Source organism: Wolbachia endosymbiont of Drosophila bicornuta, from assembly GCF_028982105.1.
Classification (GTDB): Bacteria; Pseudomonadota; Alphaproteobacteria; order Rickettsiales; family Anaplasmataceae; genus Wolbachia; species Wolbachia pipientis.
Genome location: NZ_JAPQLF010000124.1, coordinates 19985 through 32154, shown reverse-complemented (window position 1 = coordinate 32154; position 12170 = coordinate 19985). Strand labels below are relative to the sequence as shown.

General features: G+C 36.0%; 8 protein-coding genes and 2 pseudogenes. 5 read left to right on the top strand and 5 right to left on the bottom strand.

Features of this window, described 5'->3' with window-relative positions:
* Nucleotides 1–356 precede the first annotated feature (356 nt).
* The 3 genes and pseudogenes from terL to topA all read left to right on the top strand — a co-directional run bounded on the left by terL (nucleotide 357) and on the right by topA (nucleotide 4639).
* Nucleotides 357–1912, top strand: a pseudogene (gene terL / locus OZD68_RS04820) (phage terminase large subunit).
* Nucleotides 1913–2002: 90 nt separating this feature from the next.
* A pseudogene (locus OZD68_RS06800) lies at nucleotides 2003–2101 on the top strand (TomO hydrophobic C-terminal domain-containing protein); the annotation flags it as partial.
* Between the two features lie 87 nt (nucleotides 2102–2188).
* A complete protein-coding gene (gene topA / locus OZD68_RS04815) occupies nucleotides 2189–4639 on the top strand; it encodes a type I DNA topoisomerase (RefSeq protein WP_182309661.1) in 2451 nt (816 codons plus the stop codon).
* A gap of 178 nt (nucleotides 4640–4817) precedes the next feature.
* Here the strand turns inward: topA and trhO are convergent, their stop codons facing one another.
* Nucleotides 4818–5645: an oxygen-dependent tRNA uridine(34) hydroxylase TrhO gene (trhO, locus tag OZD68_RS04810; protein WP_182309660.1), complete on the bottom strand. Its 828-nt coding sequence runs from the start codon at nucleotides 5643–5645 to the stop codon at nucleotides 4818–4820.
* Between the two features lie 6 nt (nucleotides 5646–5651).
* Nucleotides 5652–5780 (bottom strand): hypothetical protein, encoded by a 129-nt coding sequence (locus tag OZD68_RS04805; RefSeq protein ID WP_259366054.1) that lies wholly within the window; start codon nucleotides 5778–5780, stop codon nucleotides 5652–5654.
* A gap of 98 nt (nucleotides 5781–5878) precedes the next feature.
* On the opposite strand from OZD68_RS04805, the gene OZD68_RS04800 reads away from it, so the two are divergent.
* Nucleotides 5879–7477 carry an ABC transporter permease gene (locus tag OZD68_RS04800; RefSeq protein WP_182309659.1) on the top strand — a complete coding sequence of 533 codons (1599 nt, stop codon included), beginning with the start codon at nucleotides 5879–5881 and terminating at the stop codon, nucleotides 7475–7477.
* A gap of 10 nt (nucleotides 7478–7487) precedes the next feature.
* On the opposite strand, the gene OZD68_RS04795 is transcribed toward OZD68_RS04800, so the two are convergent.
* Together OZD68_RS04795 and apaG are read right to left on the bottom strand one after the other, a co-directional pair.
* A complete protein-coding gene (locus tag OZD68_RS04795; protein WP_182309658.1) occupies nucleotides 7488–8369 on the bottom strand; it encodes an Rpn family recombination-promoting nuclease/putative transposase in 882 nt (293 codons plus the stop codon).
* Nucleotides 8370–8546: 177 nt separating this feature from the next.
* Nucleotides 8547–8948 (bottom strand): Co2+/Mg2+ efflux protein ApaG, encoded by a 402-nt coding sequence (gene apaG / locus OZD68_RS04790; RefSeq protein WP_182309657.1) that lies wholly within the window; start codon nucleotides 8946–8948, stop codon nucleotides 8547–8549.
* Between the two features lie 96 nt (nucleotides 8949–9044).
* Here apaG and OZD68_RS04785 point away from each other — a divergent pair, with 96 nt between their 5' ends.
* Nucleotides 9045–10109, top strand: a complete 1065-nt coding sequence (locus tag OZD68_RS04785; protein ID WP_182309656.1) for a 5-(carboxyamino)imidazole ribonucleotide synthase — start codon at nucleotides 9045–9047, stop codon at nucleotides 10107–10109.
* Nucleotides 10110–10842: 733 nt separating this feature from the next.
* Here the strand turns inward: OZD68_RS04785 and OZD68_RS04780 are convergent.
* Nucleotides 10843–12036, bottom strand: coding sequence for a bifunctional 2-C-methyl-D-erythritol 4-phosphate cytidylyltransferase/2-C-methyl-D-erythritol 2,4-cyclodiphosphate synthase (locus OZD68_RS04780; protein ID WP_182309655.1), 1194 nt, complete (start codon nucleotides 12034–12036; stop codon nucleotides 10843–10845).
* Between the last annotated feature and the right edge of the window lie 134 nt (nucleotides 12037–12170).

Sequence of the window (12170 nt, the reverse complement as noted above, 5' to 3'; positions counted from 1 at the left end):
TGAATCTCGCTTGTCAAGCGTTTAAAACATAAAAAACGCCAATATTTTAAAGCGGATAATAACCCAAGGGTTTCTTTTGCCTTTTTTTTCATTTGGTAAATTTCTTAATATTTATAGCTAAACAACAACCGTCATCCCGCTACGTGTTAGCGGGATCTATGCTTTGAGGTACCGCGAATGAATCGCGGTATGACGGTGTAATGATGGTTAAGTAATTCGTCATCCCGCTACGTGTTAGCGGGATCTATGTTAAGAGATACAGCGAATGAATCGCGGTATGACGGTTAAGTAGGGTGTCATTCCAGTGCTCCTTTTTTTGTCATCCCAGCGTCACGCGCTGGTTTCAACATTATATCATGAACTTTCTAAAATTCATTGAACTGTGCTTTCAAACGGTAGTGCCGGGGTGTGAGTATAACGGTTATCAGTATATATAGCCTTTCTTATAATAGTCCGAATGCGATAAGATATGTGTTTATGGCTATAGCAGGCCAGTAGCATATTACGGTCTGTTCGGATTATTGTAAAAAGAGCTATAAAAGTCATAGCAGACAGGCTGGAAGCAGCGAGCGCTGGTGAAGTGAAACGAATAATATTCAATATGCCTCCGCGTTCGATGAAGTCCATGTGCATAAGCGTTGCGTGGCCCGCATGGATACTGGGAAAACAACCAACTGCGAGAATAATAGTTGCAAGTTATTCTCAGCGGCTCAGCGAAAAGCACTCGCTCGACACCAGGTGCGTGATGCAGTCTAGTTGGTATAGAGCGCTATTTCCAGAGATAGAACTATCCAAAGACCAGAATACAAAACATAAATTTCAAACAGTGCAGAGAGGATACAGAATCGCAACATCAGTTGGTGGAACACTAACTGGTGAAGGTGGTGATTTTATCATTGTGGACGATCCGCTCAGTTCTGCTCAAGCTTTGAGTGAAACGCTTAGAAAGCGTGCCACAAACTGGTTTGATCAGACTTTAGTAACCAGGCTGAACGATAGAAAAAAAGGAGTCATCGTTCTTGTAATGCACAGGCTACACCAGGAGGACTTAACTGGACACCTTCTCTCCAAGCCAAAAAACATATGGCATCATATTTGTTTGCCAATGATTTCTGAAAATAAGCAGGTTATTTATTCAATCAAAAAGCCAATACCTCCCGTTCCTATCATCCGAGTAGCTCAGCACTGTGCGACCAGGCGATTATATAATAAACCAGCGTCACCTGTAAGGATATTATATTCAAGAGAAGAAGGTCAGTTGTTATATCCCCTCGATGGAGGAAAAGAAGAAGTTGAGATAATAAAAGCTGAACTTGGGAGTTACGCTTTTGCTGCTCAATATCAACAAAACCCTCTGCCGCTTTCAAGTGGTATAATTAAACCAGAGTGGTTGAAACGCTATAAAAACTTTCCTGATAATCTCTCGCATATAACACAAAGTTGGGATACTGCGGTTTCAACAAGTAACATGAGCAACTTTAGTGTCTGCATCACCTTGGCAAAAATAGATAATAAATTCTATTTACTCGACGTATATCGCGCAAAGCTTGAGTATCCAAAGCTTAAAGAACAGGTTTTGTCACTAGCTGCAAGATGGACGCCACACGCAATTTTAATCGAAGCAAAAACAAGTGGTCAACAATTGGTGCAAGAGCTAAAGACAAACAGTGATTTACCGATTATTGAAATAGTGCCACATGATGACAAGCTCACTCGATTTCATCAAATTGTTCCGATTATAGAGTCTGGCAAGGTTTTTCTGCCACATCAAGCAGTATGGCTGAACGATTTTGAGTATGAGATTTTAATGTTCCCAGAAACGCGCCACGACGACCAAGTGGATAGTACCGTGCAATATTTGCAGTGGGTGAGAAACAGTACCTCTAGGGTCGCAGCTATACGAGCATTGTGATTTGAGAGCAATTTCCACAAGGGAGGATGTCATCCCAGCGCTCCTTTTTTTGTCATGCAAGTAGCTGACACTGGAATCTAGCTTCTCGTTGCTGCTGCGATCATATACTATTGTAATGAGCCTTCAAAGTCACTTAAAAATAGCAACTTCCAAGGGTTTTCTGAAAAGGTCCCACAACCCGGTTCGTAAAATTCACAAGAACCATTAAAATATTTTTTTACTTTTCATTGTATATTTCTCAACATATTATCTTTAAGTACTAAAATAATTAACAATATGGCATTATTAATAGTTGAATCACCTGCGAAAGCAAAGACAATAGGTAAATATTTGAGTAAAGAGTTCAAAGTAGCTGCATCCTTTGGACATGTGAGGGATCTTCCAGCAAAAAACGGCTCTATCGATCCGGATAATGATTTTGCTATAAAGTATGAAACCATTGAAAAAGCAGAAAAATATATAAAAGAGCTAGTAAAAGCAGCAAGCAAAACATCAGATATATATCTTGCAACAGACCCAGACAGAGAAGGGGAAGCAATGGCTTGGCATGTGATAGAGACATTAAAAGAAAAGAAAGCAATCAATGATAAAAGCAACATTCATAGAGTAGTCTTTAATGAGATAACAAAAAGAGCAGTTCAAGAGGCTATAAAAAATCCACGTGAAATAAATATGGATTTAGTGCGTGCACAACAAGCACGTAGAGCTTTGGATTATCTAGTTGGGTTTAGTTTGTCACCACTGCTGTGGACAAAATTGTCGGGGAGCAAGTCTGCAGGACGCGTGCAGTCTGTTGCATTAAAGATTATATGCGAACGAGAAGATGAAATTAGTAAATTTATAACACAGGAGTATTGGAGCATAAAGGCAGAAATGCAAAATAGCAAAGATGAGGCTTTTTTTGCTATGCTAAGCCACTATGACAATAAAAAGCTAGAAAAATTTGATATTAAGAATGAAGAAGAAGCAAAGAACTTAGTCAGGGAGATTGAGTCAAGGCAATATGCTGTAAGCACAGTAGAACGCAAGCAAGTTAAGAGAAACCCACTTCCTCCGTTTATTACTTCAAGTCTTCAGCAAGATGCAGTGAATAAACTGTATTTTAATGTGAAAAGTGTTATGCGCATAGCGCAAAATTTATATGAAGGTATCGATATTGGTGGTGAAACTGTAGGGTTGATAACTTACATGCGTACAGATGGGTTTCATATTGCAGATGAGGCTATAAACTCAATTAGAGGGTCAATTAAGTCATTATATGGTGATAAATATTTACCGCAGTCTCCTCGTAAATATGTAAAAAAGGTCAAAAATGCTCAAGAAGCACATGAAGCAATTCGTCCAACTGATATAAGTAGAACGCCGGGTAGTATTAAGGATTATCTAACGCCAGAGCAATTTAAATTGTATGATTTAATCTGGAAAAGAACCATTGCAAGTCAAATGGAATCGGCGATCCTTGATCAAGTGGTAGTCGAAATTAGTTCTACTGACCAGAAAGTAATTCTGCGAGCAAGTGGATCAAGTATATTCTTTGATGGTTTTTATAGAGTCTATCAAGATAACATGGAAGCCGAAAATGAAGGCCTGCTACCTGCCATGAAGGAAGGGGAAGCATGCAAGCTGATTTCAGTTGAGCCAAAACAACATTTCACTCAACCGCCACCTCGTTATAGTGAAGCAAGTATCGTAAAAAAAATGGAAGAAATCGGTATAGGTCGACCATCAACTTATGCAACAATTATTTCGGTATTACAAGATCGTGAGTACGTTTCATTGGATAGCAAAAGGTTTATTCCAAGCAGTCGTGGTAAAATCGTTACTATATTTTTAGAAACTTTTTTTCAGCGTTGTGTAGAGTATGATTTCACAGCACAAATGGAAGAAAAGCTTGATTTAATTTCAAATGGACATGCAGATTGGAAAAAAGAATTAGGCCACTTTTGGGTGCCATTTTTTGGTCATGTAAACTCTGTCAAGCAAATGACGCATGATGAAGTTTTCAGCGGCATTCACGATTTGGTAATCGATTGGTTTTGTTCAGAAGAAGGAAGAAAAGAGGTGAATACGAAATGCCCTGACTGCTTAGGTGGCATATTGAAATTGAACTTTGGAAAAGCCGGGGTGTTCCTTGGATGTTCTAACTATCCTGAATGCAACCATACAAAAGAAATTACGGGCAGTAACGACAATTCAGAATATCCAAAAAGTTTAGGTGTAGATGATATAACAAACCAAGAAGTGATGATCAAAAAGGGTCCTTTTGGACTTTATCTGGAGTTTAATAACGAGTTAAAAAAGAAAAAAACGGTTTCCATACCAAAAGATATAAATGTTAATGAGATTGATCTGAGCACCGCTACTCAGTTACTTTCCTTGCCAAAAGTAATCGGAGAACACCCTGAAACCGGAAAGGAAGTAAAAATAGGCCTTGGGCGATTTGGGTACTATATTTTCTATGATGGTAAATACTTTTCTCTTAAGAAAAGCTCCAAAGAGGTGCTGAATACAGAATTGAGCGAAGTTGTACAAATTATTGCAAACAGTCCACGCAAAGAGTTAAAATCTCTCGGGGTTAATGAAAAGGGAAAAGAAGTTTTTATCTGCAACGGTAGGTACGGATTCTATATAAAATGCGGTAAAACAAACGTTGCTTTGGGCAAGAGTGCAGATGTTGAAAGTATAGATTTGGAGAAGGCTTTAGAGTTGATTAAGGGCAAGAAATAGACTTCTTGCATAACCATTATCTACGTTAAAAATCAGCTTTTTTGTCATTCCAGCGTGTGACGCTGGAATCTAGAAAAAAAGAACCTGGATGCCAGTGTCTGGGCACTTGCATGACACCCTTTCTGGTAGAGGTTGCTCTCAAATCACAACGTGCATACAACTTCAGCAGTATGATGTTTTATTTATTATAGCTATAACACTGAAGTTTACAATCAGAACAAACCACTTGGCCACGTGGAACTGATTTCAGTTTATCAGTTGAAACTTGATTTGAGCAGAATATGCATTTTATTGTGTTGCTTGGAGTAAGTGAGTTATCAACAGCAATTCTATCATCAAAAACAAAACATTCTCCTTTCCAATTACCATTTTTATTATAAGTTTTTTCAAGGTAAGAAAGAATGCCGCCTTTAAGATGGTAAACATCACTAAATCCGAGGCTTTTCATATATGCTGTAGATTTTTCGCATCTAATCCCACCAGTGCAGTACATAGCCACTTTCAGGTTTTTACTCTCAGAAAATGACTCTGTCCACTGAGGAAACTCACGGAAACATTGTGTGTGTGGATTAATTGCATTCTTAAACTTGCCTAATTTCACTTCATACTCGTTTCGTGTATCTATTACTAAAACGTCAGGTTGAGAAGTAAAATCATCCCAATGCTCTGGATCAACATATTTACCCTTAAGGGAAATATCAAGATTGCTTACACCAAGATTCACAATCTCTCTTTTTAATTTTACCTTCATCTTGCTAAATGGTTGATATTCTGCTGCACTCTCTTTCCATGTAAGGTCCCTTAGCCTATAATCAGAACGTAGAAAATCGAATATTTTATCAATTGCGTTTCTTTCACCAGATATTGTTGCATTAACACCCTCTTCTGCAAGGAGTATAGTGCCCTTTAACTCAACGTTGTTGCATGCAGCTTTTATTTCGTCTTTCATGTCATAATAATTAGAGAGTTCTACAAAGTGATAGAAAGTTGCAATGACGAAGCTCATGATTATTCACTTATCAACTAAAAACATGATATACAAAATTATAAAGATATTCAATAGTACGGCTGTTATAGCCTTTCTTATAATAGTCCGAATGCGATAAGATATGTGTTTATGGCTATAGCAGGCCAGTAGCATATTACGGTCTGTTCGGATTATTGTAAAAAGAGCTATAATTACTGGATATCTTCAGTTTTTACATATAACATTTTAATATAAAATATAGATTCAAATTAATGTTTTTAAGAGTATTTAAAAATATATTCTTATTTCTAGTAAGTATATTATTCGTCTGTCCAATATTATCATTAATATCAATTCTATTTACAGATACAGCAAATTCCGGATGGGTAATCAGCACACTTTTCCCTGAATATATACTGAGTACGTTAATTTTGATGATAGGAGTGGGGGGAATATCTTTCATATTTGGAGTAATTCCAGCTTGGCTCACCACATTTTTTTCATTTCCTGGAAGTAAAATTTTTGAGATTGCTTTGTTCTTTCCGATATCGATTCCTGGATATATAGTAGCGTTCGTCTATGTAAATACGCTAGAGTTTTCAGGTCCGGTGCAGAGCTCATTAAGAGACATTTTAGAGTGGAGCAAAGGTGACTATTGGTTTCCTGAAATAAAATCCCTAGGTGGTGGAATATTAGTAATGGGATTCAGCCTATATCCATACGTTTATATGTTAGTCCGCTCAAGTCTAAAGAATGTTAGTAACTCAGTCACTATTGCGTCAACACTTGGGTTCTCCTCATTGAAGAGCCTGTTTTCTGTCATCATACCCTCCATACGCCCATCGATTATAGCTGGGTTGTCTTTGGTACTAATGGAAGTAATTACAGATTTCGGCACACCACAGTTTCTTGCTATCGATACTTTTACGACAGGAATATATCGCACCTGGTTTTTACTGCATGACAAATATTCAACTACTGTTTTAGCAGTTGCAGAGTTGATTTTCGTTGCAACACTAATAGCTATCGAAAAAAAACTACAAAAAAAAGGAATATCCTACTCTTCAATCAATACCAATTCAGATTATCACAACAAACGGAGTATAAGTGGCACTATACCATTGATCTTTGCTTATCTTATGTGTGTATTGCCGATATTAATAGGTTTTATTTTGCCAATGATTCCGCTCATATATTGGAGCATAGAGAAGGGGTTTTTCATATATGAAGCAAGATTCTATAACATAATAGCAAATAGCGTTAGTTTATCATTCATCACTGCACTAATCTCAATTAGCATTGCAATAATTATTGGATATACGGCGCGTAAAAATAAGGTAATCAATAATGTAGCACGTCTCATTTCTTTAGGCTACGCAATTCCAAATGCAATTATCGCAATTAGCATAATAATATTTTTAAGCAGAATATCCTCTTTCATTACTCAATATATTGTGGAAATTAGCTTGGTAGGAACTATTGGCGCATTAGTTTACTCATATTTATTTCGTTTTTTTGCTATATCTTTCAAGGCGGTAGAGTCAGGGCTCAAAAAAACACCAAATGAAATTGAGTGGACTGCATATACTATGGGTCATGGACCTATTTCCACATGTTTGAATGTTCATATCCCTCTCATCAAGAAGAGTATATTATCGGGATTTTTGCTCGTATTTATGGATACTATCAAAGAGCTCACAGCAACACTTATTATAAGACCATTTAATTTTGAAACTATATCAACTAGAATATATGAACTTGTAAGCGATGAGCGCTATAGAGAAGCTGCCCCATTCTCGTTAATAATAGTTATAATAGGCTTAATCTCTACAATAACCTTATTTACACTTGATGATAAGGATAAAAAATAAACGTAACCGTTCACAGATTTCCACTTAATTCTTCAATCTCACTAATAGAAAGGCCAGTAAACTTGACAATAGTGTTGACATCAACATTATTAGCCAGCATTGCTTTTGCGACTTCAATTTTCCCTTCCTCTTTACCAATTTTTTTGCCTTTTTCAGTAGCAAGATCAAGTCTGTATTCAAGAATGGCTTCTTCTTTGCGTAGATCCATTATCCTTTCTTCATAGGCTACTAAATCTTTTTCGTTCCAACGAGACTTGTCTAACTCATCATACGCCAGCTTTATTATTGGTGCTTTTTCTGCTATCTCTTTTAAGTCCTCTTCTGTTGTTTCTTCTGCATATTTAAAAAAGAAACACCACCTTTCTATTGTACTTTCTAGCTGCTCTACTTTACTTTTTGAAAATTTGGGCAATTCTATAAAGATAAATTGAAAATCTTTTAAGTAATGGCCGTTAGTTTTTATATCACGTATATTGTGAGTAGAAATATAATCAACTTCTTCAGGAAGTAAGTTACAATTTGATATAGCAATAAAGAAGACTTTCTTTAAATCAATGTAGTTGCCAGATTTATCTAATTGTCTTGAGTAGGCTTTAGCGGCATATAATTGAGCGCGTTTTTCGAAGCCCTTGTCTCTAGCGAGCTGCATTTCTGCTATATATATATTTCCGTGAGAATCCTTGCAGAGAACATCAACAATACTTTGTTTATCAGAGGCAACTTCGGGATCCATAATAGTGCTAAGAAACTCAACTTCTTGTATTGCATTTATCTCAGTAAACCCTAAAATATCGTTCAAAAAGTGGATCAGGATATTCTTATTTTTTTCCGTTCCAAAGATTTTTTTGAAACACAAATCATTGCGAGGATCGAGAAATTTTGAAAGAGCCATGGCAAAAATGCTTGAAAATATTAATAATTATACACTATTATTAACAATTATTCAACCATATTTTTGAAGATAGCTAGTTTCTGTATTTATTTTAAATTGAAGAAAGCTCAAATGAAAGATCGTGCTTTGCTAAAAATCACAGAATGCAGTCTGGTTACAAATAAACTATTTTGACAGTTAATGGGGTCTAGTTTTGATGTATGGACTATCCAAAGAAAAGGGTGGTATCATAACTTCAAAAACTTTTATGCTTTCTTCATTCAGAAATTCATACTTACCCTGCATTATTCCTGACGGTACATTTAAGTATGTTCCACTTGTGTATTTAAATACCTCTCCAGATTTTATCACAGGTTGTTCTCCGATAACACCAACTCCGGCAATTTCATTTACTTTTCCATTATAATCTATTATTTGCCAATGACGACTTAACAATTGAATAGTTGACTGGCTTTTGTTTTTTATCTTAACGTTATACATCCATACATAGCAATTTTCATAAGGAATGGATTGCTCTTCAATATAAATTGGTAAAACTGTAACTTCAACAAAGTTGGTAGTTAGTGTGTATTCTATCATTATAAAATATTCATGATAAGAAAATAGTATCTTAATTATATACTTTTTTCATAGATTTTTCAAGTATACTTTAATTAGGAAGTATCAATTTATAGTATGAATGAACCAGATGCGCTTAGCAAAAAAGTAATAGGAATAATAGGTGGTGGACAATTAGGTAAAATGACTGCTATCGCTGCAACAAAACTTGGACAAAAAACACATGTTTTTGCCAGTGCTAAAGACGATCCGGCTTGCTCTGTTGCTGATGATTTCACAATAGCAGATTTCTCTAATAAGAAAGCTCTTGAATCTTTTGCACAGAGTGTGGATTTAGTTACTATTGAGTCTGAAAATATTCCATGTAGTGCAATTGATATCGATGTAAATTTTTATCCTGGTAAAAAAGCGTTACACATTTCGCAGAACAGACTGAGAGAAAAGGATTTTATTAAAAACTTGGGTATAAAAACTGCTAACTATAAGAGTATACAAAATTATAATGAGCTACTGAAAAGCAGTAGAGCTTTTGGCTATCCAACAAGGCTGAAAACAACAGAAATGGGTTATGATGGAAAAGGGCAATATGTGCTTGAGGATGATTCTGAAGTGAAGCAATTTGCTTCCTTTGATTGGAATACAGAGTACATTCTTGAAGCAAGTGTTGATCTACTGAAAGAGGTTTCAATAGTCGTTGCAAGAGATAAAAACGGTAAAGTAGCTTTTTTTCCTATAGCAGAAAATTACCACGTTGATGGAATACTTGATACTTCAACAGTGCCAGCTAAAATAGATAGTAAATTAACTCAAGAGGTACAACGAGCTGCAAAGAAAATAGCAAATGCGCTTGATGTAATAGGAATTCTGGCTATTGAATTTTTTGTTACTAAGGATAACGAATTGTTAGTTAATGAACTAGCTCCCAGACCTCACAATTCTTGCCACTGGAGCTTGGATGCATGTAACGTTAGTCAATTTGAACACCTAGTTAGGATAATATGCGGGTTACCTATGCAGGAAGTAGTATTACGCTTTCCTTGTATGACGAAAAATATAATAGGTAATGATATATATGATTCTCATAAGTATTTGAGCAACGAAAAAGCTAGTTTAACCATATATGGGAAAAAAGAGGTTAGGGATAAGCGTAAAATGGGACATGTCAATATAGATTTAAGTTAACAGTTTTTCTACGTCATACCGCCACAACTGTACGAACATTGTGATATGATGAGATGTTACATAGTAAACGGTGTCATTCTAGCACCTCTTTTCCCGTCATCCCGCTGCTTGTTAGCTGGATCTCATTTTACTTTGTGAAGGTATCATCCCAGCACCTCTTTTCCCGTCATTCCGCTGCTTGTTAGCGGGATCTCATTTCACTTTATGAAGGTGTCATCCGAGTAGCCTGACTACTTGGATCCAGGAATTTTATTAAGTTGGTAAGCATAAAAGTGGCTGATCTTATGTTAAAACACAACGTTCTTGATGAGATTACAGCAAGGCTGGATTCCAGCGTCAGCTACTTGAATAACAGCAGTCCTACGTCATGCCGCCGCGGTATCTCTAGATCCCGCTAACACGTAGCGGGATGACGGTTGTCGTTTAGCCATAAATGTTTAAGAAATTTACCAAACGAAAAAAAAGGCAAAGAAAACCTAGGGTAGCTAATTACTCACTATCCATTTTTTAAGTTGGCGTTTTTTGATGTTTTAAATGCTTTATAAGCGCATTTTAGCTTGTATAGCTAGAAATTTGATAAAGACATAAGGTGCACATAGTGCAAAAAATTAAACATGAGACGCCAGATACGTTGAGTCTTTTTGTCATTTAATCTGTACAGAGAAGATAAATAAACAGCTTCAGTTTCATGGTAAGGGGGCTGGCGAAGGGTGTCAAGTAAGTTTTTTCGTTTCTATTTCCAATAAAAGTTTGTATGCAATAACACAGAAGCATGCACTGCTATTCCTTCATTTCTTCCAATATAACCTAATTTCTCTGCAGTGGTTGCTTTGATATTTACAAATTCATCATCAATTTCTAATGCTTTTGATATGAATTTCTTCATTTCTACTTTGTAAGGGGATATTTTAGGCTCTTCACAAACTATAGTAATATCTAAATTAGACACGCTGTACCCTTTTTCTTTTGCTTTTTTAGCAGCAAAGTCAAGAAAGTGAGATGAATTGCAATCTTTCCATTCAGAGGAACTAGGAGGAAAGTGCTCTCCTATGTCGCCACATCCCAGTGCTCCGAGTATTGCATCAACGATTGCATGTATTGCAACATCACCATCAGAGTGCGCTTCTATTGCCATGTTGTGTTCAATTTTCACACCGCAAATTTTTATAAAGCTTTCAGCACCATTTTGAACTTTAATGAACTTATGTATATCATAACCGGCTCCGACACGAAATTTTGGCTCTTCAAAAAGAAGCTTTGCCATATTGATATCCTCTTTTGTGGTTAACTTAAAATTGCTTTTCTCACCTTTAATAATCGCAACATGTTTTTTGTGCTCTACCATTAGTGATGAATCGTCAGTAAATTCTTTGACTGATTGATGGCATGATAATAATTCTTTGAAATTAAAAATTTGAGGGGTTTGTATGGCTCTGAGCTTTCCTCTTGAAATCGTAGATTCAATAAAACTATTACTCACCAATGACATAGTGTCTTCAACTTCTATTGCTGGAACTACTCCTGTATATTGATCATTAATCATAGATTCAACCAAGTTATCTATCAGAACATCTGACACAAAAGGCCTACAAGCATCGTGTATAACTACAAAATCTGGGTTAATTTTTTGTAAGCTTTCAAGCCCTAGTTTAACTGAACTTTGCCTGCTTTCTCCTCCGTATACAGGGCTTAGTAATTTAGTGTCTGTAATTAGTGATATAGCTTTCTCATAGAAACTTTCATGGTCTCTATTAATTGCTATTCTTATGTAATCTATATATTGGTTAGCCAGAAATCTTTTAATTGTATGAAATAAAACAGATTTACCTGCCAGTTTTATATATTGCTTAGGAATCGTAGAATTGCATCTACTGCCTACTCCCGCTGCAACTATTAATGCTGCTATTTTGTATTTCTTAGCGCACATATTTCTTTTTGTAGAAGCTTTCCTCTCTATCCAAGATTCTTTCCGAAAAATAAAATTTCTGACATCATATAAAGGTTACTTCCCCTATTAACTAGCATAATTATAATAGCAAAAGAGATATTTAGAGAGCTCAA

What these genes read in the sequence shown, in the direction of transcription:
- OZD68_RS04795 (WP_182309658.1), bottom strand. Translation starts at nt 8,369, where the DNA reads ATGGCTCTTTCAAAATTTCTCGATCCTCGCAATGATTTGTGTTTCAAA.
- OZD68_RS04805 (WP_259366054.1), bottom strand. Translation starts at nt 5,780, where the DNA reads ATGCTACTGGCCTGCTATAGCCATAAACACATATCTTATCGCATTCGG.
- apaG (WP_182309657.1), bottom strand. Translation starts at nt 8,948, where the DNA reads ATGATAGAATACACACTAACTACCAACTTTGTTGAAGTTACAGTTTTA.
- OZD68_RS04800 (WP_182309659.1), top strand. Translation starts at nt 5,879, where the DNA reads ATGTTTTTAAGAGTATTTAAAAATATATTCTTATTTCTAGTAAGTATA.
- trhO (WP_182309660.1), bottom strand. Translation starts at nt 5,645, where the DNA reads ATGAGCTTCGTCATTGCAACTTTCTATCACTTTGTAGAACTCTCTAAT.
- topA (WP_182309661.1), top strand. Translation starts at nt 2,189, where the DNA reads ATGGCATTATTAATAGTTGAATCACCTGCGAAAGCAAAGACAATAGGT.
- OZD68_RS04780 (WP_182309655.1), bottom strand. Translation starts at nt 12,036, where the DNA reads ATGTGCGCTAAGAAATACAAAATAGCAGCATTAATAGTTGCAGCGGGA.
- OZD68_RS04785 (WP_182309656.1), top strand. Translation starts at nt 9,045, where the DNA reads ATGAATGAACCAGATGCGCTTAGCAAAAAAGTAATAGGAATAATAGGT.